Origin of the sequence: Sulfurivermis fontis (assembly GCF_004001245.1) — a bacterium.
Classification (GTDB): Bacteria; Pseudomonadota; Gammaproteobacteria; order Thiohalomonadales; family Thiohalomonadaceae; genus Sulfurivermis; species Sulfurivermis fontis.
In genome coordinates this window covers 162,828-188,810 of sequence record NZ_AP018724.1, presented here as the reverse complement: position 1 = coordinate 188,810, position 25,983 = coordinate 162,828, and the positions used below count along the sequence as shown (strand labels likewise).

Genomic DNA, 25,983 nt, shown 5'->3' with positions numbered 1-25,983 from the left:
GCTACAACCCCGCGCTGCGCAGCAGGCTGCGGTAGGTACGCGCTGCACCGAGCAGGTTCCACCACTGCGCGGCAAAGGCACCGGCCAGCACGAGCAATGCCGGATAGAACAGCCACGGCCATACCAGGCCGGGCAACAGCAACACCGTCGCCGCCCCGTGCAGGTAGAGATGACGGCGGGCCTGCCGCTCGGCAATCACCTGGCGCATGGTGGGCAGATTGCCCTGCCACCGCCCGGCCTCCTGCATGCGATTGTTGAGATGCAGCCAGACCAGGAACGGCACGATCTTGTAGAGCATGCCGCTGATCAGTGCGACAACGGCCCCCACCACCACCAACACACCCCACCAGAGCTGAAACAGCGCGGCCGTCATGGCCTGCGGCCAGCCCTGATGTACCAGCCACAATCCTGCCGCCGCCAGCAGGCACAACAGGCCGAGATACCAGAAGTCCACCGTCACGTCGGGCAGGCGGCGCAGGCGGTGACGCTGCAGTTGCAGCGTCACCAGTGCAAACATCGCAAACACGGCAGCGAGTCCCAGCCCCGGCACCCAGGCAAGGCGCGGCAGATGCAGAAAGGCCAGGGACCAGACGATGAGTAACAGCAAGACGGCCCAGGGCAGCCAGTGGCGCAGACGCGGCTTGTATTCGGCCGTAATCTGGAACATCGGCACCACCTGATAGGCCACACCCACCAGCAGCAGGCCGGCCCAGCCCAGCAGGCCCCAGGACAGATGCAGATCGATCAGTACGGCACGCGGACCCAGTTCGCTGTCCACATGCCCCAGCACCAGCCACAGACCGAGGATCAGGGTGACGCCGAGCGAAGTCAGCGACAGCTTCATGGCACACACGGTATCGTGCACCGAACAGGCATTCCACAGGGCATGCCCGATGACGGCGACAAACGTACCGATGGCCAGTCCCAGCACCAGCCCAGCGGCAACGAACCAGCCGGCGGTATCGCGCAGGAACGCCGTCACCAGCAGCAGCGTCCCGGCCACCAGCAGACCGTGTATCACCCGGGCGGTAGGCAAGGGCCAGCGCAGCCGCACACCGACCAGCACCGGCAGCAACTGGAACAGCGCACCGAACATCACCATCGCCAGATAGCCGAGGGTGAGCAGATGGGTAAAGGCCAGCACGCCCGGCTGCCAGCGCGAACCCAGGTGGCCCGGCCCGATCCACAGCGCCAGCAGGGCGGCGGCGAGGCCGAACAGCGGCGCCGTGAGAAAAAAACGCAGCGGCACCGCCAGGGGTGGTGTCTGTTCCAGACTGAGGAGTGCGGTACTGGGAGTCATGCTTCGGACAAGAAAAACCGGCAGACCATCAATTTGCCGGCCAGGCAGCCAGGGCCTGTGCCGCGTCTTGCGCCGCTGCGGCCGCCACCTCATCCCCCTGACGCCAGATGAATACCTCGCACATGCCGTCAACGGTGCGCCGCGTATCATGGCCATAACCGCGACACTCCAGCTCGCCATACAAATGGCAGGGCTTCATGCGGTGGTGCATACGCAGAAATTCACCTGGCTGCAACCGTTCTGCCGCCGCCAGGGTCAGCACCAGCGGTTCGGGTGGACCGAGGGCACTCACATCGATGTTGCGCTCGACACCGCGCGGCATCATCCCCCCATAGACTGCATGCGCTGCAGCACGGCATCACCGCCGTTCAGGGCACGCTCGCTCATGGGATAGAGCATCTGCTCTTCCTTCATGTTGTGCTGCTGCATGAGGATCAGCAGTGTATCGGAGGCACCGAGATACTCTTCCATATCCTTGGCCGTGAGGGCCTTGTCCATGCGCTGAAACAGTGAACGCATCTGGCCGTGTTCCATGCGCATCACCTGGGTCGGTCCCAGGGTGCTGCCGGTCGCCGCCTCGAAGGCAGGGAACAGTTCGTCTTCTTCCATGCTGAAATGATGTTCGATGGCCTGATGAAACTTGCCATAGGATTCGGCCGCGGCGCTCCACTCGCCGGCAGCCACCAGCCGTTCGGCCGCGGCGAACAACTCGTCGCAACGGCGATGGTCGTTCTCCATATAGGCGGTGATAGTGGTCATTGCAGGGGTCCTCGACACTGTGGAGAGGCATGATCTCGCCGGCGGGAAGCGCTGTGCATTGATGAAGGTCAAAACACCCGCTGCCGGCGGGTGCGCAGCATAGCGGGGGCCGGCGCAGGCGGCAACGGGGGGATGAACCCGCCCCAAGATGGTGCAGATTCAGAAAGCGATATGTCGCAAGGAAGGCCGCTGCGCTGGATAAGGGAAGGCCTGAACTTATTCAGAGCTTCCTAAGCCGATCGCTTATCCAGCGCAGCGGCGCGGAGCCGTTACAGCTGCGGATAGACCTGCCGCAGTCCGGTACCGGCAACGCGATCGAAATAGCGCGCACGGTAGAGCAGACGCCGCTCACCCTCTGCCGGGTCGGTAAATCCGCTGCGGTCATGCAACACATTGTTGCACAGCAGGCCCATGCCCGGTTCGAGACGGGCGCGGAAACGGTAGGGCATGTTGGCGCTGTCGAGCAGTTGTTCGAGGAAGGCCACCGTGTCCTGGGTCATCGAGTCCTGGCTCCATTCGATGTTGCGTTTGCGCGCCGTATAACGCATGTGCAGGCTGTCGCTCGCCGCATCATAGGAAAATACCGGTCCACTGGCCGCATCACGCTCGCCGCCCTCGCCGTCCTTGCCGGGCGGAATGGTCATCACGTCGCCACGCATCAGCACGCGGATGAAGTCCGGATTTTCATCGCGCAGCAGGATGTAGGCGATCTCCGGATCGATGAGGCCGTTGTCGCCACCGGCACCGGCCGCATGCACGCAGTGCAGGATCAGGCCGCGGATCTGTTTTGCCGCCGTGTTGTAGTAACCGTCGGTGTGCCACTTGATGGGCTTGTTGGTGTAGGGGATGTAGTTGGGGTGCTCGCCTTCCGGATTGACCGTGAGCGAGGTGATGCCGTCGTCATCGGCCAGATAGTTGCTGTCCAGGTGCACCAGGCCGAAGCGGCGACCCAACTCGCGCGGGATGGCCTTGTCCGGATCGTCACCGGTGGCTGCGGCATAAATGACCATATTGGCCTTTCGCAGGCGCTGCTGCAGTGCGGCAACTTCGCCGTCGCTCAAGGCGCGCGGGTCGCGTACCTCGACGATGAGCTGCTCGGCCCGTTGCGGATAATCGGTCAGTTTGGCATCGCGCCAGCGGCGGTAGGCCGCCTCGTTGTGCAAATCGAAGGGCGACCCGGGGGGAACCTCAGAACTCATGCCTGGCCTCGGAGATGAAAAACGGACTGTAGTTTAACAGGGGCCGAAGCACACGCGACATTGACCTGGATCAGGAAACAGGGGCGGGCATGCGGCCCGCCCCCTGACGTACTAGCGACCCCAGCGGCCGCCCCAGGACCAGCGTCGCAGCTGTGCCTTCTGTTCGGCGCTGAGCTGATCGTAGATGCGGTTGCGGGCACGAACCATGGCTTCGATCATGGCCCGTTGCTGCTTGTAGATATCGTCATACACGCCGCTAATGGCCTTCTCATCCCACTGCTCGGCCATTTGCAGCTCGCGCAGACGGCCCTGGGCAGCGATCATGGCGGACATCGCGGCCCAATGCTGCTTGTGCTGCTCGGCCATGATGTTGTCGATGGCACGGCGCTGGTTTTCATTCAGATCCAGTGCCCAGATGGGACCCATCCCCATCCCGGGCCCCAAGCCGTAACCGCCCATCATCCCGGGCCCCATGCCCCAGCCCCCCATCATACCGGGACCGTAACCATCGCCACCGTCATACATCAGGCCCGGGCCATAGCCGCCCATCATACCGGGCCCCATGCCGTAGCCACCCATCATCCCCGGCCCCATGCCGTAACCACCCATCATGCCGGGACCATAGGCCGGACGGGGATCTGCGGCCTGCGCCACGCCCATGACCAATACCGCCGTAAGAAACAGCGGCATGCTCCAACGCCATTCAGTTAACCTTTGCATCGTCATCACCTCCTGCTCATCCATGCCGTGCAACAGGCGCGGCTTCCGAAATTCAAGCGCCAACGACAAGGGGGCGGGGCACAGCCCCCATCAGCTGCGCAAGGCCTCGGCCACACGCTGCAATTTGGCGCGCACTTCACTGCCCAACGGCTCCAGCTCCTTGCGCTGCACCAGACCCAGCACCGGCACCGGGTCCATGAAGCCGACCACGACCTTGCCATCCTCGTCCTCGCGCACCACCACATTACACGGCAGCAGCAGTCCGATATCCGGTTCCGCCTCCAGCGCCTGATTCGCCAGTTTGGGGTTGCAGGCACCGAGGATACGGTAGGGACGCTTGTCGACCCCCAGCTTGGCCTTCAGCGTCGCGGCCACATCGATCTCCGTGAGCACACCGAACCCCTCGGCCTTCAGGGCCTCGGTCACGCGCGCCAGGGCCGTATTGAAATCACCTGCCGTGTTTACGGTAAATCCGTACATACATCGATCTCCTTCTTTGCTATTGACGTTAGCCCGGCAGCGGCAACTTTCAGCGATCGCCGCGCCGCTGGCGCTGGTCTATCTCCCACCACGCCGCGTACACCTCGTCGCTCCATAACGATTGGAACCACAGAATCACATCCTCGATCTGTTCCTCGCTCAGCGTCCCCTGCCAGGCCGGCATGTTGCCGCCGAGCGCCGCCGTACCCTCCCGAATGGTGCGCTTCAGGGCCGTCCAGGGGTGATGCCAGGCGTGGCCGGTGCCGTTCAGCGGTGGTGGCGGGAAGGTGCCGTCGGGGTTGCGCGTCCGCCACGCGGCACCACCTTGTGCCACGGCACCGTGACACACCGCGCAATGTTGGCGGAACAATTCGGCGCCCCGCGTGATGCGCGCCGGATCGGCATTGCGCCCTGGTCCGCCGGGCGGTGCCGATTCACTGCAAGCGACGAGGGAAATGCCCGCCAGTATCAATAGAAATGTGCGCATGGTGTATGTCGTGGTGCCTGCCATGTAGTGTAGACGCTACAAATGACTTCATGTTCCCGCAGGTAACGGAATAACGCCGGGGCATGCTGAATCTAGAGATCACCGGCCCAGGGGTTCAGGCTGGAAAATACCACATAAAAACTATGGAGGAGTCATCATGAATCTGCACACCACAGCGACAGCACTGCTGCTTGGCGCCAGCCTGCTGATAATCGGATGCGCCGGCACCGGCAGCAAGCAGGAGTCCGCGGAAAACGGTTACCACAAGCAGAAGGTGGTCTATCACATCAATGACAGCGCCGTTGCCGGCGTCGCCCTGCGCAACGTGCAGAATCATATCAATGCCGTCGGCGCGGGCAATGCCGAGATCGTCGTGGTCACCCACGGCAAGGGCATCGATTTTTTGCTGGAGGACTGGAAGGACAGCGCCGGCAAGAGCCACGGCGACATGGTGCAGGATCTCGCCAACCAGGGCGTCAAATTCAACGTCTGCCGCAATACGCTGAACGGGCGCATGCTGGACGAAAACGCGGTCAACATGAATGCGGTGATCGTGCCGTCCGGCGTCGCCACCGTGGGTGAGCTGCAATTGCGCGGCTACGTCTATATCAAGCCGTGACACCGGCCTGCAGGGTGCGCGCAGCGCGCACCCTGCAACTAACTACTTTGTCAGCGCCATGAACAACTGCGGCAGCTTTTCCGGCAGGCGCTGGATGTTGTCCACCACCGCGTAGCGGTGGCCGAAGATGTCGCTGACGTATTCGTCGGCCTTGGGATCGAGATTGATGCAGAAGGTGAAGATGCCCTTCTGATCCAGTTCCTTCACGGCACGACGCGCATCCTCGATGAGCAGCTTGCCGTCCTGCACATCGACGTCGGCGGGCTCGCCGTCGGTGAGGATCAGCAGCAGCTTCTTGTCCGCCCTCTGCCCTTCCAGATAATGCGCGGCATGGCGCATGGCGGCGCCCATGCGCGTGGACCAGCCGGCCTGCATGGCGGCAAGACGCGCCTTCACCTCGTCGTTCCAGTGTTCGCGGTAGCCCTTGATGTGCATGTAGCGCACGTCGTGGCGCGTATTGGAATGGAAACCACCGATGGCGAAGGGGTCGCCCAGCCGTTCGATGGACCAGGCCAGCAGTGACACCGCCTCCTGCGACAGTTCCAGCACGGTCTGCTCGGAGCCGGCCACCTTTTCGTTGAGAGACTCCGACAGGTCGAGCAGCAGCGACACGGCGATGTTGCGGCCCGAGGTGCGGTGGCTCATGTTGATGCGCGGGTCGGGAGTGGCGCCGCCCATGAAGTCGATGAGCGAGCGGATCGCCACGTCGAGGTCCAGCTCGCTGCCCTCCTCCTGATAGCGGATGCGCACCTTGTCCTGCGGCTTGAGCAGGTCCAGCATCCTTTTCAGCCGCTTGGCCAGCGCGGCATGCTTCTGCAGCAGGCGGTCGATATCCGCCGCATTGCCCTTGGGATGCAGCGCCTCGTACAGGCTGACCCAGTCGGGGCGGTAGGTCTGGCTGTTGTAGTCCCACTCCGGATAGTGGCGCGGCGGCAGGGTCTGCACCTCCGCCTCTTTCTTCTGCTTCTTGTCCGGGTCGTCGAAGTAATCCTCGTCGTCGCTATCCTCGATGAACTGCCACATATGACGGTTGTCGTCGCGGTAGTCGATCACCGTGTTGTCGAAGTAGACATTGGCGTACTGATCGCTCTGCCGGCGCGTGCGCGCGCTGAAGGCCAGGGCCAGGTCGGCGATCTCGCGCGTGCTGGACTCACCCCGCGCCAGCAGGGTATGGAAGCGATCGACGAATTCGAGGATGGCCGGATTCTTGTAACCGTGGTTTTCGTCCAGCAGGGCACGCGACAGCATGGTCAGGCGGTGGCGCAGGCAGGACATGGTCTCCTGATCGCAGTCGTCCTCACCGGGATGGGGATGCAGGGCGAGAAAGATCTTTTTCAGGCCCGGGTATTCGCGTATCAGCAGCGTCTCGATGCGGCAGTCCTCGAAGAACTCCACGCCCATGCGCTGCAGCGGGCTGTAGTTGTCGGCGATGACCTGGCTGGTCCAGCGGCGATGACCCACCATATGGGCCAGCACCGCGCGGTAACGGTCGATGCCCTTGACCTCGTTGCGGCTGTCGAAGACATCGGGCACGCGCATGCCCAGCTTGTCGTAATAGGGGATCGGTTTGCGCAGCTCGTCGAAGGCGGTGGAATAGGGCACCAACGTCTCGCTGTCCTGCCACAGGCCGCGCAGATACAGGTCCAGCTTGCGCTCCACATCGGCGAACAACACGCCGTGGCGCTCGCGTTGCAGCACGGCGCGGCTGTCGGCGGACTTCAGTGCGAAGTATTCGATCTGCCGCTCGGGATGGCGGCTGTAGTTGCGGATACCATATTCCACCCAATTGCGCACGCCTTCCATGGACAACTGCGCGAACAGGAACGGCGCCTGCTGGAAAAACTCCGGCAGGCCGGGGCTGGGGAAGGTGGTGTGATGGCCGTGGATCGAACCGGTGGTGCGCTGCATCAGGTCGAGTGCGATGTCGAGATAATGGCGCAGCTGTTCCAGCGAGTGCTGCCGGCGCGCCACCGGGGCCAGGGTCTGCAAAAAGGGGGCGATGGCCTTGCCGTTGGGCGACTTTTGCATCGCCTTGATCGCCTCCATCACCGGCGGCAACGCCTCCTCCCCCAGCGCCTGGGCCACTGACGGCCACTCTTCCAGAAATACCAGGATCGGCTCGACGCCGCGGCCAAGACGACCGATGAAGCCGGCGGCATCGAGATAGGCGGACAGCCCCTCGCGCGACAGCACCGCGAGGGCCTCCACCATGCAGTCCTCGAACACCTCGCGCACCTGCGGGAAGCCGCTGTTGAGCTGCTTCCAGTAGGCCTTCATCAAGGGATGTTCGTATGCAGTTTCGGTCATGGCACGGATGCAAGAATTAAACGCAAAGACGCAAAGGGCGCAGAAGGCCGCAAAGAAATCGGGGTAAGAGCGGTTCCTGCCAAACCTGGCGCGCGGCTGGCCTGGTGCGCCGCATCACGCCAGAGACGCCCCTACAGGTGAATTTCACATCGCTCTCCTTTGCACTCTTTGCGTTCTTCGCGCCTTTGCGTTGAAATCTTTTGGCGTTGGCTTCACGCGAAGGTCGCGTCGATGGCGTGATCCAGGGTCTCGCGGATGTCGGCGTCGTCGGTGATGGGACGCACCAGGGCCATGCGGCAGGCATCGGCCGGGGCCACGCCGTCCTTGATCAGGGTGGCGGCGTACACCAGCAGACGGGTGGAGATGCCTTCGTCCAGGCCATGGCCCTTGAGATTGCGCGCCGTCTGGCCGATCTTCACCAGCTTGCCGGCAACCGCGGCATCGAGGCCGGTTTCCTTGGCCAGGATCGTCGTTTCCAACTCGGCTTCCGGGTAATCGAATTCGAAGGCGGTGAAGCGCTGCTTGGTGGACTGCTTGAGATCCTTCATCAGCGACTGATAGCCGGGGTTGTAGGAGATCACCAGCTGGAAGTCGGGATGGGCTTCGATCAGCTCGCCCTTCTTGTCCAACGGCAGGGTGCGACGATGATCGGTGAGCGGGTGGATCACCACGGTGGTGTCCTGGCGTGCCTCCACCACTTCATCCAGATAGCAGATGGCGCCGATGCGCGCGGCGGTGGTGAGCGGGCCGTCCAGCCAGCGCGTGCCGCCGGACTCGAGCAGGTAGCGGCCCACCAGGTCGGAGGCGGTCATGTCCTCGTTGCAGGCCACGGTGATCAGCGGCTTGCCCAGCTTCCAGGCCATGTATTCGATGAAGCGCGACTTGCCGCAGCCGGTCGGGCCCTTGACCATCACCGGCAGGCGGTTGCGATAGGCCGCTTCATACAGGGCGACTTCATTGCCCTGCGGCTGATAGAAGGGTTCCTTGTGGACCTTGTACTGTTCTTTGTCGCTCATGGCGTTCTATATGGACGCCTCCCGTTTGCCAAGGGCGATTTTGGTGTGTTGGGACAGATAGGCTGCAGTTCTATATCCGGCCTGTTGTGCAGGAATAGACCTGCTGGCCCTGATGGAATCCGCTGACCCGCGCCTCATTCTCCTGAAGGACTCGAAGTCCTTACCGCCATACAGGTTTGGCGGGTCACGGTCTGACCTGTTTGCCATCACACTTTATCGACCTTGCGCAACCTTTACGGCGGCCACTCCTTTCTTCAAAGTGGTTGATACACTCGTCAGGCACCTATGCCGGCTGACTGACGAATCCCTTTTGGTACGTCCGTTCATGGGCGAGCATCGCCCAGATCGTTCGCGCCATCTTGTTGGCCAGGGCCACGACCGCGACATTCAGCGGCCGGCGCTGGCGTAATTTCGTGACCCACGGGCCGGGGTCTTTGGCGTGGGTCAGCACGGATCGCGCACCGTGAATCAGCAAGGTGCGCAGGTAGGTGTCACTGCGCTTGCTGATGCCGAGCAGTTTGATGCGCCCACCAGTGCCCACCTGTCGCGGCACCAGGCCGGCGAAGGCGGCGAACTCTCGCCCCGACTTGAAGGCTTTGGCGTCGCCCATGATGGCGACCGCCGCCGTGGCGGTCAGCGGCCCGACACCAGGAATTTCAGCGATTCGCTTGCAAGCTTCGTCTTGCTTGAGCCACAGCTGGATGCGCTGCTCGATGGCGGCGATTTCCCCATCCAGCTTCTCGATGCGCGCCCATTGCTCGCGCAACGTATCGATCACCATTGCCGGCAGCCGGTCTTCCAGTCTGGCCAAAGCCGCAGCAATTCCCTTCCTGACCCCCGCTTTGCCCTGCGGCATCACTTCACCGTATTCGGCGAGCAACCCCCGCAGGCCGTTAATCTGCGCGGTGCGGAACTTGACCAACTGGCTCCTCATGCGGTGCAGCGCCAGGATGGCCTGCTGTTCTTCCGTCTTGATCGCCACCGCCTTGACGTGCGGCTGCTGCACCGCTGTCCAGATCGCCCGCGCGTCCTGCCGGTCGTTCTTGTTGCCGGTGACGAACGGCTTCACCGCCTTGCCTGGCAGGAGCTTGACCTGGTGGCCCAGCGCCGTGAGTTTCCTCGCCCAGTGCTGCGCACCGCCGCAGGCTTCCATCCCAATGAGGCATGGTTGCCGGTTAGCGAAGTGTTCGAGGAACTTCTCGCGCTTGAGCTGCAGGCTCACGATCTCTCCGGTCTCCATGTCGATCCAGTGCAACTGAAATACCCGCTTGGCGATATCCACGCCAACGACCGTTTTGCTACCATTCATTTCGGACCCTCCGGTTTGCCTGTGAAGACCTTCAGTATCTTCCACCTTGGGCACTTCGATGCCGTCGGCCCGTGAGGGTCCACCTTCATCCCACCCACACCGCAAAGCTATCCACGGCGCCGGGCGCCGCAGGTCCCTCCATACCGAAGACGGCCAGCGCGCCGGATAACTCGTGTTCAGCGCTCACGGGGTGGGAGGCGTCCATTCAATTCTCCTGTGCAAATCCGCATGCCGCCGCGCACCGCTTCCGATGCGCGCTGGCCTGCGTCCTGCAATTCCCATATTACGCGCGGGTTTGTACTACAGGAAGAAAAACGCCCCCGAAAAAAGGGGGCGTTTCTCTGTATTACCTACAACTGCACGTGCTGCTTACTTATGCACGCCCAGCTTTTCGCGCCAGCCCGGATAGAGCCTGTCGGCGTCGTGCGGGAACGACTCGAACGCACGGGCGAACTCCTTGTGCTCCTTGGCCCACTCGATCGGATCGGCCTTGGCCTTCCAGCACTCGTAGGCCTGGCGCAGGGACTTGGCACCGGCGGCCGGGGAGTCGATGTGGCCGTAGGAACCGCCACCGGCGGTGTTGATCACATTGCCGTGGCCCAGGTTCTCGAAGAAACCCGGCAGACGCAGGGCGTTCATGCCACCGGAGATGATCGGGGTGGTGGGCTTCATGCCATACCACTTCTGGTAGTAGACCGGGCCTTGGAACTCGTCGCGCTCGCAGATGTAGGCGATGTTGCGGTCATCCTTGGAGCCTTCCATCTTACCGTAGCCCATGGTGCCGACGTGGATACCGGAGGCACCCTGCAGACGGCTCATCTTGGCCAGCACGTAGGCAGTGTAACCGCGCTTGGAGCTGGGGGAGGTCACGGCGCCGTGACCGGCACGATGGTAGTGCAGATACTGGTTGGCGAAGTAACGGCGGGCGGTGGTCACCATGCCCGGGCCGCCGACGTAACCGTCGACCAGGAAGGCCACCTTGTCAGCATCGGGACCGAAGGTCTCCAGGATGAACTCGCCACGGGCGATCATTTCGCGGTGGTCGTCGGCGGTGATGTTGGCGGAGAAGATCTTGGCCTCGCCGGTCTCGTCCATGGCGCGCTTCATGGCGTCATACACCAGCGGCATGACCTTCTTCATGGGAGCGAACACCTGGTTACCCTGCGGCTCGTCGTTCTTGATGAAGTCGCCGCCCAGCCAGAACTGATAGGCCGCCTTGGCGAACGGCTCCGGACGCAGGCCCAGCTTCGGCTTGATGATGGTGCCGGAGATGTAGCCGCCATCGACCACCGGACGGCCCAGCACGCGCCACAGATCGGAGATGCCCTTGGACGGACCATCGAACAGCTCGATGGCGCGGCGCGGCATGTAGAAGTCGTACATCTTGGCGTATTCGCAGTCGCCCATGCCCTGGTTGTTGCCGATGGTCAGGGTCAGGAAGGAGACCAGCATCATGCGGCCGTCGATGACGTTGCGGTCGAACAGCTCCAGCGGATACGCAATGCGCATCTCTTCGGTGGCTTCGTCGATGTGGTAGACCAGGGCGTCGACGCCCTTGGTGAATTCGTCGGTGGTGCAGACTTCGACGTTGGTACCGGTGGAAGACTCGGCGGCGAAGTGGGCAGCCACTTCCAGGAAGCCATGACCCTTGGCCGGCTTCATCTTGTAGGCGCACAGAATGTGCTTGCCACCGGCGATCAGATCCTCTTCTTTCAGCGAGAGGTCAGCATAACGTGCGGACTGATCCATCTATCAATTACCCCTGACATTGTTTGAGTAAAAAACGGCTGACGGTTGTTCTCGCCGGCCATCATATACACAGAAGCCGTATCTGTATAAAACGCGGGGCAAAAGATACTCGATCGATTTTCATAAAGAAAATCTGAAATACTGATAGAATGGATAAGTTATTGCTTATCCTTTAATGTATTCTGATTGGTAACTTGCTGTTTCTTCGGCTCTTTCCCTCTCAGGACAGCTCCTGGTTGTGACTCCGCAGTGCAAAATCCACCGTGACGCGGTCTGCGGCCACCGGCCGGAACAACCGGTCGGCAAAATCCACATGGTCGGGGTGATGTTTATAGGCGGAAATGACCGGTTGAGCGGAAAAACGGATCAGCCAACAGTAGCGATAGCGCGCGGCCTCATCGACCGCCTCCCCCACCGCCACCTGGCGCACGCCGGGGATCGCCGCCAACACGCGCTGTCCCTCCGCCATCATGGCATGTGCGTCCGCGTCCGCCATACCCGCCGTGTTGTACAGAATGACGTGCTCGACGTTGTGCCAGGGGCGACACTGCGCCAGCACGTCCGCCGCACGGCCGGCGCCGCCCCACAGACGGATGCAGCGTTCCACCTCTGCCCGAATCGCCGCCTGTACATCACGCACCAGGCCGGTATAACCACCGGCGTCAGTTTGCAGGGCACGGCGGCGGATCGCCGCGGCAGCGGCCTCGGACAGGGCGGTGTAGTAATTGATCTTGGCCACACCGTGCTCGATGAGGCGGCGGAACTGTGTCTCGCCCAGACCGGTGCCGCCATGGATCACCAGCGGCAGGCGCAGCGCCGCGTTGATGGCGGCGAGGCGCTCGAAATCCAGTTCCGGCGTACCGCGCATGTGGCCGTGCACCGTACCGATGGACACCGCCAGACAATCGACGCCGGTCTGCGCCACATAGTCGCGCGCCTCTTCCACCGTGGTGTAGACCAGCGCCCCGGGGTGACGCTCGGCATCCTCCCCCTCGACACCGGGTACATAGCCCAGCTCGCCCTCCACGGTGACGCCGCAAGCGTGTGCCATACGCACGATCTCCGCGCTGCGCGCCACATTCGCCGCAAACGGCTGGCTCGAGGTATCGACCATCACCCCGTTGCAGCCAAGCGCAATCGCCCGTCTGGCCGATTCCAGACTGGCACCATGGTCCAGGTGGATGGCCACCGGCACACGACTGCGCCGTGCCGCCGCCTCCACCGCCGGCATCAGCAGCTCCAGATCGAAATACGCAAAGTGGGATTCGGCCAGACTGAGAATCACCGGCGCGTCGCAGGCCTCGGCACCCTCGATGATGGCCTGGAGAAAATCCAGACTCACCAGATCGAACGCCCCCACGGCATAGCGATGGGTATAGGCGTGACGCAGCATGTCCCCCATGTCCACCAACGGCATCGTGCTATCTCCTGCCTACCGCATCGCGCGCCCGGCGCTCAGAATTCGTTCGCCAGACGCTTGTAGCCGCGCACCAGGTCGACGTTGGTACGGGCCACGTCCTCGGAAAAGGCGGTCATGTCCACGGGGACGGGCTGGATGCGGGCCAGATCGGCATCGTTGTGAATGTTGGTGGTGGACGGAATATGGAACCCTTCCGGCACGTGGCAGCCTTCCACCACCGAGTTGTGGCGCACCACCGAGCCGGCGCCGATCACACAGTTGAACAGCACCGAATTGAAACCGATGAACACCCGGTCACCCACCGTGCAGGGGCCGTGGACGATGGAGCGGTGGGCGATGGAGCTGTGTTCGCCGATGGTCACCGCGGCACCGGACTTGGAGTGGATCACCACGCCGTCCTGGATATTGGAGTTGGCGCCGATGACGATCGGCTCCATGCCGCCGTCGGCAGTCACCTCATCGGCACGGATCACCGCATAGGGACCGATGAACACGTTCTCGTGCACGATCACCTTGCCGCAGATGATCGCCGTCGGATCGACGAAGGCGCTCTCGTGGATTATCGGCAGGTCGCCGCTGGGATTCTTGCGGATCATGCTTTGCTCTCTCGGCTGTACGAAAACGGAACGCGCGTTATGGTGTGTCGCGCCGACTCAATCATCTTCATCGTCCAGGCTGGCATCCCAACCCTGGGCACGGGCCCGCTCCAGCGCGGCATCGTGGATGCGGGCATGGCGGGTACGCAAGTCTTCCGGCAGGCGGCTGGGCAGGTGGGCATAGGGCTCCCAGGCGGCGTGCACCTTCTCATACAACGCTTGCATCTGTTGCGCAGTCCACCCTTTGCAGCTTTCGTTCTCCGGGATGATGCCGAACACCCACGCATCGCGCACCACCAAGCCAAGAGCGGTCATGCCGCCATCATCATCGTCATGAATGCCGACATAGGTCACCTGGCCCGGAGGCGCATGCGGTCTGCTGTTCATCGGCTTGGCTCTCTTATTTGGATATTCCGTGATGAGGCGAACGCAATCTATCTTCCAGGGCACGCTCCAGAATGTCCAGCACCTTGGCGCGAAGCCGCGTCGCGGCAAAATGGTAATAATTCAATTGGCATCGCACCGGTTGATGCAGTGCGCTGCGACGTTCGCCCTGCAGCTCCACCCAGGCCAGAATCGGCAGTTCGAATTGGCGCACATCCACCACCACCCAGGCATCGTCATCGAGAATCAGCTCCATCCCCGATACGCCTGGCAATTCCAGACGCAGCGGATGGCCGAACCGTTGCCGTGCTCGGCGCCACAGATTGTAATGGCGCGCCCCAATCTCGTCAGGCCGACTGGCATAGACCGGCACATCATCGAGGCGCGCAGCCATCAGCGCGTCAGGCTGGCAAACAGCGTCGGCAGTTTTTCCGGCAGACGCTGCACGTTATCGATTATGGTGTAGTTGTTGGCGCCGAAGATCCGCTCCACGTAACGGTCTGCCTCGGGATCGAGGGTAAGGCAGTAGCTCAGGATACCTTTGGTGCGCAATTCCTCAGCTGCCTTTTTCGCATCCAGACGCAAATATTGCGGATCACGCTCATCGATATCGGCTGGCTCGCCATCGGTAACAATGAGCAGCAGCTTATGTTTTTCGCTCCGTTGCATCAGGTGCCTGGCAGCGTGGCGCATCGCGGCCCCCATGCGGGTGGACAGCCCACCTCTCATGCCGGCAAGACGGCTCTTGACATCGTCATCAAAACGCTGCTCGAAATCCTTGAAATGGTAATACTGCACATCATGGCGTCCGTCTGAGGCAAAACCATGAATGGCAAAGGGGTCGCCAATGCCGTTGATGGCTGTGGCCACCAATGCACAGGCTTCGCGTGTCAGATCAATTACCGTCTTGTCAGTGCCACGCACCTTCTCGTTTGTCGATTCGGAAAGATCGAGCAGGATCACTACCGCGAGGTCGCGGCGATTGATTACGTAGCGCATCGTGATGCGTGGATCAGGATTGCGCCCCATGCGCGCCGCCACCATCGCCTCCACGGCAGCGTTGATATCCAGTTCGTCACCGTCCTCCAGCTTGCGCATGCGCGACACGCCCTGCGGACGCAGGCGATCGATGATCTGCTTGATACGGTGCGATACGCCTTTGTGGGCGGTGAGCACCTCATCGATGATTTCCGGATCACCACGACTCTGGCGCCGTTCGTAGATAGTTGCCCAATTGGGACGGTACAACTGTACCTGGTAATCCCACTCCTGGTAATGAAACGGCTCGGAAACCGGTTCCTTGCCCTCCATCTGGTTGAACGACACCCCTTCGTCTTCATAGGGAAAGAGTTCGGTCTCCAGCGTCCAGATTTCCTGAGCGTCATCGCCGGCGGTTTCCACGTCGATCTCGTTGACGAACTCCATCAAGCCGACCTTGCGGCGCACCTGACGCTGGCTCGCCGGCAGATAGGCGGTCGATTCGTTCCAGTCATGTTGATCCAGCGACCAGACGAAGCGGTTGTCATCACGGTAGGGAAGGCGCAGGTTTTCCAGGATACGCAGGCTCGGCACCGCCTTGCGCTGTGATAACAGATTGAAAAGATCGAGCCCCAGGTGCCATGAAAACATGCCGTGTTCGGCGTTGGCCGCGATGTTGGTATGGAATCGCGCCACAATGGCGTCGATTTCATCATCCCCGGTAGTGATCTCCGGGACCAGCAAGGCCAGCGCCGTACGCTCCAGCAAGGGCACCGATTCGTGTTCTGCCTTGCCCTCTTTGGGCAACTCCATGAAAGACCGCCACAGCCGGCGCATGCCCGGAAAGTCACGGATGGCGCAATACTCGACCCGCGCATCTTCGAAAAATCCGACAAAGAACATCTGTGCCGGTGCGAGCGCCTCGGCCGACTGGGGTTGCGTGGTATAGACCAGATGGGCGGCCATATGTGCCACCATGGCGCGATAGAGATCGAGTCCGGTCAAATCGCCGAGGTCATCGGCTGCATCGGGCAGGTGCATAGCACGCGCCTCGATAAAGGGTCGGAAACCGAGATAATCGGCAGCACTCGGGCGCATGAAGAAATCCCGCCCCCAGAAGGCGCGCAGGTAGAAATTGAGCTTGCGCTGATTGTCGATAAAGAGAGTGCCGCGCCGCTCGCGCTGCAATACCGCCTTGCTGTCTTCGCTCTGCAAACCGAAATAGGCGGCCTGCTTGGGTAAGTCGCGCCGGTAGGCCTCGGCACCGAAATCTACCCAGCGGCGCAGACCGGAAAGTGTCAACTTACCAAGCAGTTCATCCAATACGCCCAGCATGGGACGCAGGCCGCGCGGTGCCTTGGCGACCAACCGATGCAGCAGTTGCAGATAGGCACGTAGCAGTTCGGGGTCGCCGAGGCGGCGCGCGGCGGTGGGGAGGGTGGCAAAAACCAGGGTAAGCACTTCTCCCGAAACCATCGAGGCGAGTTTCATTACCGAGTGAACCGCATCGCGGATCACATCGTCGCCACACTCCCTGGCCACCAACGGCATTTCTTCCAGATAGGTGGTGAGCAAGGCCGAGCCCTTGCCCAGGTTCATAATTCCGCGCGCCCCATCCATGTAGTCCTTCAGACCGGTGGGCGACATGGTGCGCGCCGCCTCGTGGAAGATGCCATCCAGAGTATCGGCCAAAGCCGGTGCGGCTTGGATTAATTCCTCGCGGTAATCATCAAGAGAAACGCTCATGGCCCTGCCCTCGTCTGCACAGATGTGACGTTTGCCGGACAGCGGGGAGTCGGCGGTTGGCCACGCAACTCATCGCTTTTGCTGCCGCTCTTAGCCGAAGAAGGTATCCACGGCGGCGTCGAGGGTATCACGCATATCCGGATCGTCGGTGAGAGGACGGGCCAGCGCCATGCGGCAGGCCGCCTTGGCGTCGATGCCTTTGGCGATGAGTTGCCCGGCATAGACCAACAGACGTGTCGAGATGCCCTCGTCAAGGCCGTGTCCCTTTAGATTGCGCGAACGCTGTGCCACCTGTACCAGCTTCGCGGCGGTCTTTTCATCGACACCGGACTCATGGGCCACGATCTTGGTCTCAATCTCGGCCGCCGGATAGTCGAAATCCATGGCGCCGAAACGCTGCTTGGTCGACTGTTTCAGATCCTTCATCAGGCTTTGGTAGCCTGGGTTGTAGGAGATGACGATCTGGAAATCCGGATGGGCATTGATCAGCTCGCCCTTCTTCTCCAGCGGTAGTTGTCGGCGATGGTCAGTCAGCGGATGGATCACCACGGTAGTGTCCTGGCGGGCTTCGACCACCTCATCGAGGTAACAGATGGCGCCGATGCGGGCAGCGATGGCCAATGGACCATCCTGCCATTTGGTCCCATTGATATCGAGCAGAAAACGACCCACCAGATCGGATGCGGTCATATCCTCGTTACACGCCACAGTGATCAGTGGCTTGCCGAGTTTCCATGCCATGTATTCCACGAAGCGGGATTTGCCGCAACCCGTCGGACCCTTGAGCATGACCGGCATGCGCACGCTGTAAGCGGCCTCATAGAGTGCCACTTCATCAGCCACGGGATGGTAGTAGGGTTCGCTCTTCACCAAGTACTGATCGCGATTGACTTCGCTCATGGCACCATGCTCCTCGTTTCGGGCAAACAAGAATTCGCTTTGAAGCGGGCCGCCCTTCAATGGCGGCCCGTACTTCCGGTTTCACTCCTCAGGACTTGATCGGGGCACGATGTACGATCATGTTCGCACCCTGGGACTGCTTGATGTTGTCGTAACCGATGAGACGGACGTGGTGACCAGGATTGGCCTTTTTGCACGCCTCGATCTCGTCGAGAATGCGACTGACGTCGGTTTCACCGAACATCGGCAGTTTCCACATGTACCAGTAGTGGCTGCCGGCCTCTTCCGGCTCGGTATGCTCGATTGCCGGGTTCCAACCCTTGTCGACGATGTACTGGATCTGCTTGCGGATCTGGTCGGCATCCATCTGCGGCAGGTAGGAGAAGGTGCCCAGCTTGCGGCTGTTCGGATCCGACAGGCGGGAATTGTAGTCTTGCATTTCGCTCATGGTCTTCACTCCAAATTCAGTCGTAACTTCGTGTGCGTTCTGGAATCGAGTCACAAGTTTCAAGTTACAAGTGGCAAGAGACACCACTTGCAACTTGTCACTTGCAACTTGCGACTTACTTATGCGCCACGTCCAGCTTGTCGACGGTGTCGAACTCGAACTTGATCTCTTTCCAGGTCTCCATCGCCATCTTCAGCTCAGGACTGGATTTGGCGGCATTGGTCAGAATATCCTTGCCTTCCTTCTCGATTACACGACCTTCGTTGCGGGCCTGCACGCAGGCCTCCAGTGCGACGCGGTTGGCAGCGGCGCCAGCGGCGTTGCCCCACGGATGGCCGATGGTGCCACCACCGAACTGCAGCACGGAGTCGTCACCGAAGATGGAAACCAGTGCGGGCATATGCCAGACATGGATGCCACCGGAAGCAACAGGCATCACGGCGGGCATGTGGCCCCAGTTCTGATCGAAGAAGATACCGCGCGAACGATCCTCCTTCACATAACGCTCACGCATTTGATCGATCCAGCCGAGCGTCGCATCGCGATCGCCCTCCAGTTTGCCGACGACGGTACCAGAGTGCAGGTGGTCGGCACCGAGCAGACGTGCCATCTTGGCCAGCACACGGAAGTTGATGCCGTGCTTCGGATTGCGATCGATGACACCATGCATCGCACGGTGGACATGCAGCAGCATCCCGTTATCACGGCACCAGCGCGCCAGACTGGCCTGGGCGGCCCAGCCGATGGTCAGGTAGTCGGACATGATGATCGGAGTACCGATCTCCTTGGCGAACTCCGCGCGCTTGTAAATCTCTTCCATGTTGGGTCCGGTCACGTTCAGGTAGTGTCCCTTGCGCTCGCCGGTCTCGCGCTCGGCTTTCTCGATGGCTTCCTGGCAGAACTCGAAACGATCGCGCCAACGCATGAACGGCTGGGAGTTGACGTTTTCGTCGTCCTTGGTGAAGTCCAGACCGCCGCGCAGGCACTCGTATACGGCGCGGCCATAGTTCTTGGCGGACAGACCCAACTTCGGCTTGATGGTGCAGCCCAGCAGCGGACGGCCATACTTGTCCAGTTTGTCGCGCTCGACCTGAATACCGTGCGGGGGACCATCGCAGGTGGTCACGAACCACAGCGGAAAGCGCACGTCTTCCAGACGCAGCGAACGCACCGCCTTGAAACCGAATACGTTACCGACCAGGGAGGTAAAGACGTTGACTACGGAACCTTCTTCGAACAATCCCATGGGGTAGGCGATGAACGCATAGAACGCCTCGTCGTCACCCGGCACGTCCTCGATGGCGTAGGCACGGCCCTTGTAGTAGTCCAGGTCGGTCAGCAGGTCGGTCCACACCGTGGTCCAGGTGGCGGTGGAGGACTCGGCACATACGGCAGCGGCGGCCTCTTCACGCGGTACGCCGGCCTGCGGCACGACCTTGAAACAGGCCAGGATGTCGCTGTCCTTCGGCGTATAGTTGGGATCCCAGTAAGTTTCGCGGTACTCTTTAACGCCCGCGTTATAAGTCTTTCCTGCCATTTCGCTTGCCCTCCACGATCGGTTAGCGATTTCAGATGGTCCATTGACACCCCGTCGAGCATCCCGCGTGGCGGGGTTCAGGCCGGATGTCGTTCACCAAGGCGTATCCCTTGTTGGACTCAAGTGTAGGCAGCCGTCCTATAAAGTAAATTCAATAATAATTGCCGAAATGATAAGACAATATTTATTGACTTATGGAGGCATAATGGTCGACTGATGAACTATGGCTGTCCATCAGCGCTGGCAGGATGAAACTCAGAGAGGATGGAGCTGCGCCAGCGTGGAAACGCGGCGCTGGTTCAGGCGACGAATCAGCAGACGGCTGATTTCTCGCGGTAGACTGCGCATCAGCAGCGAGGCGTAGGGGTGATACATCAGCAGGCGGCAGGGTACCGGCTCATACAGACCGCTGCGCGCATTGCCGCGAAAACCGGTCCAGGCCAGCAGGGGATGATTGTCGCTGGTGCGATCGAAACAGACCCATGCATCGTGACTGAGCCGTACCTCGAATCCACGCACGCCGGACAACATCAGGCGCAGCGGATCACCGAGACGGTGCAGGGCGAGATAGACATTGTTGTAATGCACCGCCTCCATGCGCAGCGGCAACGACTTGAGGATCGGCAGATCAGGAAGACTGGATTTCATGCCTGGAAGATTCCTGCGCTGCATGGCCATGTACTGCTAAGGAAGCTCTGAATAAGTTCAGAGCTTCCGCGGCACAGGGATGTGCCGCCATTTTTCAACGACGATAAGTCGTTGAAAATGAAGCCAAGCGAAAATCACACTTTTCGCGTGGCGTGGTTTTGTCCACGGATGGACTTATGTCGCGCAGCCCAGGGAGGGGCGGGAGCGACCTGAAAAGTCCAGGATGGACTTATTCAGACCTTCCCTAATACATAGTCGCTGATCGCAGTACGCGCAACTGCACCGCAGGCAGTTGCTGATCGTAAGCGAATCCGCCCCTGCGGCGGGTCAATCCCACATCACGTCGCAACCCCGGCGCGCCGAGGCCTCCAGCAGTTCGACCAGGGGCAACGCTCGCACGTCGAGTGGGGGCTTCGCCTCCTTCTCCTCGTCCTCTTCTTCGTCTCCCTTGTCCTCATCGTGCGCCTGCTGTTTCGCCGCCAACGCCGCCCGCAGCCGCGTCAGCGCCGCCGGGATGTCCTCCGCCAGCAGGGCGCCGGGCACGGTGCCGCTATGGCCCATCATCTTGAGCAGGGTTTTCGCGACATCGCCGAACAGAGTGATATCGGCATAGGCGCGGCTGTGAAAGGTCACCAGCATGGACAAGGATTCCCGACAGTAGGTTGATGCAGGGCGGGCTTCAGCCCGCCGGGTGATGCCGGCAAAGAGGCGCGGCGCCTTTCTTCCTCGCGGGCGAGGTCGTGAGGAAGATTCAGCAGCGCGTGCACTGCTCCACCGGCAGGCCGCGGCGCAGCCAGCCCGGACCGGCACCGCTGCCGGCCATGCCTTCCTTCACGTTGTAGATATTGGTGAAACCCTGCGCCTCCAGGAATTTCTGCACCTGGGTGGTGCGGTTGCCGGTGCGGCAGATGAGGCCGATGGGCGCGTTCTTGTCGCCACCGACCATCTTCAGCAGGTCATTGACGAATCCCTGCCCACCCTGCGGGTGCCGCATGTCGAGCCGGCTGGCGCCCCTGGCAACACCGGTCTGGCGCCACTCCGGCGGCGTGCGGATATCGACCAGGGTCAGCCTGCCGGCCTCCATGGCGGCCAACGCCTCGGGGGCGGAGAGCACCGCACCGGCGGCAAGGGACTGCAGCGGCAACCACAGCGCCAGCAGCCATCCTGCAATGATGTAACGCTTCATGACATGTTCCTCGGCAATGCGGTTGAACCCAGAGACTGCGCCGGCCGGCATCGGTTCCTTCGCCCCACAACAAGAAGGGGACTTGCGTCCCCTTCATCCTGTTCAGTCCTGCGAGTTGCAGGTCTTCATCAGCCGCGTGATCCGCACGCCGAGAAACACGAACACGATGATCGAGCCGACGACGGAAAGAACGGCCCCGATGGCGGTGGCATCCATAATGTAATCTCTCAGTCAATGATAAGGGAGGTGTGTGGTGGTCGCCACGTGGGCGGCCGCGCAATCTAGGGAAGGTCTGAATAAGTCCATCCTGGACTTCTCAGGTCGCTCCCGCCCCTCCCTGGGCTGCGCGACATAAGTCCATCCGTGGACAAAACCACGCCAAGCGAAACGTGTGATTTTCGCTTGGCTTCAATTTTCAACGAGTTATCGGCGTTGAAAATTGGCGGCACATCCCTGTGCCGCGGAAGCTCTGAACTTATTCAGAGCTTCCCTAGCGAAACGAACACAATGTGTAACCCCTGAAATTTACAGGTGTTTCATGCCATGCAGCGCATGGCGCGGGCAGTCGGTTTGAACCATGCCCCTGTGTCGTGTAGGGTGAAGCGCACACCGTGTCGCGGATTCTGCATGATCGTCACCAGCTTTCTCGCCTTTCTGCTGTTCTTCGTCGCCATCGGCCTGTGGTCGATGCGCCGCAGCCGGCACAACAGCATCGACTACCTGCTCGCCGGCCGCAGCGTGGCGCCCTGGCTCACCGCGCTGTCGGCGGTGGCCACCAACAACAGCGGCTACATGTTCATCGGCCTCATCGGCTACACCTACCTCACCGGCCTCGCGGCGATCTGGATGATGCTGGGCTGGATCATCGGCGACTTCATCGCCTCCAGCTTCATCCACCGCCAGGTGCGCCTCGCCACCGAACGCCACGACGTGCATACCTTCAGCGGCCTGCTGTCACGCTGGCAGGGCGGCAATTACCGCGTGCTGCGTTTTCTGAGCGGACTGATGATCCTGCTGTTCCTCGGCACCTACGCCGCGGCGCAGCTCTCCGCCGGCAGCAAGGCCCTGCAGGTGCTGTTCGCGTGGGAGCACTGGGCCGGCGCGGTGATGGGGGCGGTGATGGTGCTGCTGTATTCCTTCGCCGGCGGCATCCGCGCCTCCATCTGGACCGATGCGGCGCAGTCCATCGTGATGATCGGCGCCATGTTCCTGCTCATGGCGGCAGCCCTCGACAGCCTGGGCGGCTGGAGCGCCTTCGTGGCGGGGCTGCATGCGGTCGAACCCGGTTACATGCAATTGTTCCCCGTGGTAGAGGGTTACGGTCCCTGGCTCGGCCCGCTGCTGTTCGTGGCGGGCTGGCTGTTCGCCGGCTTCGGCGTCGCCGGCCAGCCGCACATCATGATCCGCTTCATGGCGCTGGACGATGCAGAAAATCTCCGCGCCGCCCGCGCCTGGTACTACGGCTGGTTCACCCTGTTCTGGAGCGCCGCCATCATCGTCGGCATGGGCGCGCGCCTGCTGCTGCCGGAGGTGGCGAGCTTCGACGCCGAACTGGCCTTGCCGACGCTGGCGCTGCAACTGCTGCCCGAGGTGCTGGTGGGCGTGATCCTCGCCGGCATCTTCGCCGCCACCATGTCCACCGCCGACTCGCTGATCCTGAGCTGCGCCGCCGCGCTGACGCGCGACTTCCACTGGCAGAAACAGGATCACTACTGGCTCACCAAGCTGGGCACCGTCGCCGTCACCCTCGGCGCCCTCGCCATCGCCCTGTCCGGCCACAAGAGCGTATACGACCTGGTGCTCGACGCCTGGGGTGTGCTGGCCTCCGCCTTCGCGCCGCTGCTTGCGGTCTACGCCCTCGGCCAGCGCGTGAGTGAACGGCTGGCCGTCGCCATGCTGATCGGCGGTGTGCTCACCATGTACGGCTGGAGCCTGTACGGGCCGGCGGCGGTGTACGCGGTGGCGCCCGGCATCAGTGCCGGCCTGCTGGTGTTCGTCGCGGCGAAGTCGTTCAGCCGCGGTTTTCGATAAGCGGCCGCAACACCTGCTCGAAGCACTGCCGCTGTTGCGGCGACAGGCTGGCGAGATTGCCGTCATTGGCCAGCAGCAGCTTGGCCACACCGATGGCGAGCACCGGGTCGAGGCCGCATTCGCCGGCCAGGGCGCGGATCGCCGCCGGGTCGTCGTCGTGCAGAAGATTGAGTTGGCGCAAATTCATGGTCGTAGCCCGCATGGAGGATGCCGCAGCGTAGCGAGTGGTTTTTTATCGCGCAAGCTGCCGGTAAGCTAACCACTCCCTTCGATCGTGGACTCCTGCAAACAACCTTGCCTGCGCACGAAACCATCATGCCCACCCCGCAATCCGCCATCCTCGCCCTGGACGGCCCCGCCGGCCTGTTTCTGGTACTGCACCTCAAGCCCCGCGCCGATGAGGCCGTGCGTCGGGCCGCGGCGACCTTCCCGGCATTGCTGGAAGAAATTTCTTCCATCGCGCCCGCGGCACAACTGGTCGGCACGCTGGCCTTCGGCGCAGAGCAGTGGGATCGCCTGAGCAGGACGCGGCCGAAACTGCTCAAGCCCTTCGCTCCCCTCGACGGCGGCACACTGCGCGCCCCGGCCACCGGCGGCGATCTGCTGCTGCACCTGCACTCGGCGCGCGCCGACCTCAACTACCTGCTGGCCAACCGCTTCGTCACACCGCTCAGGCCCTGGATTGAACGCACCGAGGAGACGCCCGCCTTCCGCTATCTCGATGCGCGCGACCTCACCGGCTTCATCGACGGCACGGAGAATCCGCAGGAGCAGGAGGAGCGGCGCGAGGTGGCGCTGATCGGTGACGAGGACAGCGAGTTCGCCGGCGGCAGTTATGTCATCGCCCAGCGCTACGTGCATCACCTGGAGCGCTGGAACGCCATGCCGCAGCGGGAGCAGGAGGGCATCATCGGCCGCAGCAAGCCCGACTCGGTGGAGCTGGACGACGCGGTGAAGCCGCCGACCGCGCACATCGCCCGCGTGGTGATCGAGGAGGACGGTGAGGAACTGGAGATCGTGCGCCACAGCCTGCCCTACGGCGCGGTGTGCGGCGAAAGCGGCCTGTTCTTCCTCGCCTATTCCCGCGACCTGACCATCTACGACAAGATGCTGCAACGCATGTTCGGCCTGAGCGGCGACGGCCTGCATGACCGCTTGATGGAATTCACCGAGGCGGTGAGCGGCGGATATTTCTTCGCGCCGTCGGTGGAGCGGCTGCGTACCCTGTAGGAGTCCACTCCGTGGGCGAACAGGTGCCGGGTCGGGCGCTGCATGCGCCGATCGGACTCGGCGCCTACCAGAGGCGGCCGCCGCTCTCCAGCGCCACCTTCAGGGTCAGCAGCAGCGACACCGCCACCAGCATCGGCTTCACTACCCGCGCCCCGGCACCGATCACCACGCCGGCGCCGAGACGGCCGCCGATGAATTGCCCCGCCGCCATGGGCAGGCCCACGGTCCACAGCACCTTGCCGCCGAGGACGAACAGCAGCAGCGCGGCGAAATTGCTGGTGAAGTTGAGGATCTTGGTGCGCGCCGTGGCGACACGGGCCGACAGGCCGAGCAGGGCGATGAAGGCGAGCACGAAGAACGAGCCGGTGCCCGGGCCGAAGAAGCCGTCGTAAAACCCGACGCAGGTACCGATCAGCAGCGCAAACACACCATCGCCGATGCGGCGCGCACCGTGCACGTCGCTCACCCGCGGCGAGAACACGAAATACAGCGTGGCGAAAATCAGCAGGACAGGCACCACGCGTCCCAGCACATCGCGCTCCAGCACCTGCACCGCCAGTGCCCCGGCCGCTGCGCCGACGAAGGTGCAGACGATGGCCAGGCGCATCTCGCGCCAGGTGACATAACCTGCGCGCACGAAATGCAGCGCCGCGGCGAGGCTGCCGAAACTCCCCTGCAGCTTGTTGGTGGCCAGCGCCTGCGCCGGCGGCAGACCGGCGGCCAGCAGCGCCGGCACGGTGAGCAGGCCGCCGCCGCCGGCAATGGCATCGACGAAACCGGCGATGAAGGCCACCAGCGTCAGCAACAGCAGGATTTCGGGCGAGAGCAGTTCCATGAGTTTCCGCGCCGCTACGGCTTATTGCACACGCCGGCGCCATGCCGGGCACGCAGCGCCAGACCCATCCTAAGGAAGGTCTGAATAACTCCATCCTGG

The 25,983-nt window shown here is 62.2% G+C and carries 27 protein-coding genes; 3 read left to right on the top strand and 24 right to left on the bottom strand.

Annotated features, from left to right (window positions below; translation table 11 throughout):
• Window position 1 precedes the first annotated feature (1 nt).
• The 7 genes from EP379_RS00945 to EP379_RS00915 form a co-directional block, all read right to left on the bottom strand.
• Window positions 2-1,300, bottom strand: coding sequence for a hypothetical protein (locus EP379_RS00945; RefSeq protein WP_127474838.1), 1,299 nt, complete (start codon window positions 1,298-1,300; stop codon window positions 2-4).
• A 28-nt stretch (window positions 1,301-1,328) separates the two neighbouring features.
• Window positions 1,329-1,625, bottom strand: coding sequence for a DUF2249 domain-containing protein (locus EP379_RS00940; RefSeq protein ID WP_127474836.1), 297 nt, complete (start codon window positions 1,623-1,625; stop codon window positions 1,329-1,331).
• Window positions 1,622-2,059 (bottom strand): hemerythrin domain-containing protein, encoded by a 438-nt coding sequence (locus EP379_RS00935; protein ID WP_127474834.1) that lies wholly within the window; start codon window positions 2,057-2,059, stop codon window positions 1,622-1,624. The genes EP379_RS00940 and EP379_RS00935 overlap by 4 nt, the downstream gene beginning before the upstream one ends.
• Window positions 2,060-2,328: 269 nt before the next feature.
• Window positions 2,329-3,258 carry a TauD/TfdA family dioxygenase gene (locus EP379_RS00930; RefSeq protein ID WP_127474832.1) on the bottom strand — a complete coding sequence of 310 codons (930 nt, stop codon included), beginning with the start codon at window positions 3,256-3,258 and terminating at the stop codon, window positions 2,329-2,331.
• 111 nt (window positions 3,259-3,369) lie between these two features.
• Window positions 3,370-3,978, bottom strand: a complete 609-nt coding sequence (locus EP379_RS00925) for a Spy/CpxP family protein refolding chaperone (RefSeq protein ID WP_127474830.1) — start codon at window positions 3,976-3,978, stop codon at window positions 3,370-3,372.
• Window positions 3,979-4,068: 90 nt separating this feature from the next.
• Window positions 4,069-4,458, bottom strand: a complete 390-nt coding sequence (locus EP379_RS00920) for a DUF302 domain-containing protein (protein ID WP_127474828.1) — start codon at window positions 4,456-4,458, stop codon at window positions 4,069-4,071.
• A 49-nt stretch (window positions 4,459-4,507) separates the two neighbouring features.
• On the bottom strand, window positions 4,508-4,945 hold the full coding sequence (locus EP379_RS00915; protein WP_172600331.1) for a c-type cytochrome: 438 nt from the start codon (window positions 4,943-4,945) through the stop codon (window positions 4,508-4,510).
• A gap of 157 nt (window positions 4,946-5,102) precedes the next feature.
• Between EP379_RS00915 and EP379_RS00910 the strand changes: the two genes are divergently transcribed.
• Complete coding sequence (locus EP379_RS00910; RefSeq protein ID WP_127474824.1) at window positions 5,103-5,564, top strand: DsrE family protein; 462 nt, start codon at window positions 5,103-5,105, stop codon at window positions 5,562-5,564.
• Between the two features lie 42 nt (window positions 5,565-5,606).
• Here the strand turns inward: EP379_RS00910 and EP379_RS00905 are convergent, their stop codons facing one another.
• The 15 genes from EP379_RS00905 to EP379_RS00835 all read right to left on the bottom strand — a co-directional run bounded on the left by EP379_RS00905 (window position 5,607) and on the right by EP379_RS00835 (window position 21,788).
• Window positions 5,607-7,871 carry a nitric oxide reductase activation protein NorD gene (locus EP379_RS00905; protein ID WP_127474822.1) on the bottom strand — a complete coding sequence of 755 codons (2,265 nt, stop codon included), beginning with the start codon at window positions 7,869-7,871 and terminating at the stop codon, window positions 5,607-5,609.
• Window positions 7,872-8,083: 212 nt separating this feature from the next.
• Window positions 8,084-8,887 (bottom strand): CbbQ/NirQ/NorQ/GpvN family protein, encoded by an 804-nt coding sequence (locus tag EP379_RS00900; RefSeq protein WP_127474820.1) that lies wholly within the window; start codon window positions 8,885-8,887, stop codon window positions 8,084-8,086.
• 283 nt (window positions 8,888-9,170) lie between these two features.
• The gene (locus tag EP379_RS00895) at window positions 9,171-10,196 is read right to left on the bottom strand and encodes an IS110 family RNA-guided transposase (protein WP_127474818.1); all 1,026 of its coding nucleotides are present in this window, start codon (window positions 10,194-10,196) and stop codon (window positions 9,171-9,173) included.
• A 369-nt stretch (window positions 10,197-10,565) separates the two neighbouring features.
• Window positions 10,566-11,945, bottom strand: coding sequence for a ribulose-bisphosphate carboxylase (locus EP379_RS00890; RefSeq protein ID WP_127474816.1), 1,380 nt, complete (start codon window positions 11,943-11,945; stop codon window positions 10,566-10,568).
• A 220-nt stretch (window positions 11,946-12,165) separates the two neighbouring features.
• Window positions 12,166-13,362, bottom strand: coding sequence for a ketose-bisphosphate aldolase (locus tag EP379_RS00885; protein ID WP_127474814.1), 1,197 nt, complete (start codon window positions 13,360-13,362; stop codon window positions 12,166-12,168).
• A gap of 38 nt (window positions 13,363-13,400) precedes the next feature.
• The gene (locus EP379_RS00880) at window positions 13,401-13,961 is read right to left on the bottom strand and encodes an LbetaH domain-containing protein (protein WP_127474812.1); all 561 of its coding nucleotides are present in this window, start codon (window positions 13,959-13,961) and stop codon (window positions 13,401-13,403) included.
• Between the two features lie 57 nt (window positions 13,962-14,018).
• Window positions 14,019-14,348: a hypothetical protein gene (locus EP379_RS00875; RefSeq protein WP_127474810.1), complete on the bottom strand. Its 330-nt coding sequence runs from the start codon at window positions 14,346-14,348 to the stop codon at window positions 14,019-14,021.
• A gap of 13 nt (window positions 14,349-14,361) precedes the next feature.
• Entirely contained in the window at window positions 14,362-14,739 is a 378-nt protein-coding gene (locus EP379_RS00870) for a hypothetical protein (RefSeq protein WP_127474808.1), read from the bottom strand.
• Complete coding sequence (locus EP379_RS00865; protein WP_127474806.1) at window positions 14,739-17,069, bottom strand: nitric oxide reductase activation protein NorD; 2,331 nt, start codon at window positions 17,067-17,069, stop codon at window positions 14,739-14,741. Before EP379_RS00865 ends, EP379_RS00870 begins: the two co-directional genes overlap by 1 nt.
• Before the next feature lie 90 nt (window positions 17,070-17,159).
• Window positions 17,160-17,969: a CbbQ/NirQ/NorQ/GpvN family protein gene (locus EP379_RS00860; RefSeq protein ID WP_127474804.1), complete on the bottom strand. Its 810-nt coding sequence runs from the start codon at window positions 17,967-17,969 to the stop codon at window positions 17,160-17,162.
• Between the two features lie 88 nt (window positions 17,970-18,057).
• Window positions 18,058-18,417: a ribulose bisphosphate carboxylase small subunit gene (locus EP379_RS00855; RefSeq protein ID WP_127474802.1), complete on the bottom strand. Its 360-nt coding sequence runs from the start codon at window positions 18,415-18,417 to the stop codon at window positions 18,058-18,060.
• Window positions 18,418-18,532: 115 nt separating this feature from the next.
• On the bottom strand, window positions 18,533-19,954 hold the full coding sequence (locus tag EP379_RS00850; protein ID WP_127474800.1) for a form I ribulose bisphosphate carboxylase large subunit: 1,422 nt from the start codon (window positions 19,952-19,954) through the stop codon (window positions 18,533-18,535).
• A gap of 255 nt (window positions 19,955-20,209) precedes the next feature.
• Window positions 20,210-20,602 carry a hypothetical protein gene (locus EP379_RS00845; RefSeq protein ID WP_127474798.1) on the bottom strand — a complete coding sequence of 131 codons (393 nt, stop codon included), beginning with the start codon at window positions 20,600-20,602 and terminating at the stop codon, window positions 20,210-20,212.
• A gap of 327 nt (window positions 20,603-20,929) precedes the next feature.
• Complete coding sequence (locus EP379_RS00840; protein WP_127474796.1) at window positions 20,930-21,241, bottom strand: DUF1840 domain-containing protein; 312 nt, start codon at window positions 21,239-21,241, stop codon at window positions 20,930-20,932.
• Between the two features lie 112 nt (window positions 21,242-21,353).
• Window positions 21,354-21,788 (bottom strand): rhodanese-like domain-containing protein, encoded by a 435-nt coding sequence (locus EP379_RS00835; protein WP_127474794.1) that lies wholly within the window; start codon window positions 21,786-21,788, stop codon window positions 21,354-21,356.
• 627 nt (window positions 21,789-22,415) lie between these two features.
• Between EP379_RS00835 and EP379_RS00830 the strand changes: the two genes are divergently transcribed.
• A complete protein-coding gene (locus EP379_RS00830) occupies window positions 22,416-23,819 on the top strand; it encodes a sodium/proline symporter (protein ID WP_127474792.1) in 1,404 nt (467 codons plus the stop codon).
• Here EP379_RS00830 and EP379_RS00825 read toward each other — a convergent pair.
• Window positions 23,800-24,006 carry a hypothetical protein gene (locus EP379_RS00825; protein ID WP_127474790.1) on the bottom strand — a complete coding sequence of 69 codons (207 nt, stop codon included), beginning with the start codon at window positions 24,004-24,006 and terminating at the stop codon, window positions 23,800-23,802. The genes EP379_RS00830 and EP379_RS00825 overlap by 20 nt on opposite strands.
• A 128-nt stretch (window positions 24,007-24,134) precedes the next feature.
• Between EP379_RS00825 and EP379_RS00820 the strand changes: the two genes are divergently transcribed.
• Window positions 24,135-25,049, top strand: a complete 915-nt coding sequence (locus EP379_RS00820; protein WP_127474788.1) for a Dyp-type peroxidase — start codon at window positions 24,135-24,137, stop codon at window positions 25,047-25,049.
• Window positions 25,050-25,113: 64 nt separating this feature from the next.
• Here EP379_RS00820 and EP379_RS00815 read toward each other — a convergent pair whose 3' ends face one another.
• A complete protein-coding gene (locus EP379_RS00815) occupies window positions 25,114-25,884 on the bottom strand; it encodes a TSUP family transporter (protein ID WP_127474786.1) in 771 nt (256 codons plus the stop codon).
• Between the last annotated feature and the right edge of the window lie 99 nt (window positions 25,885-25,983).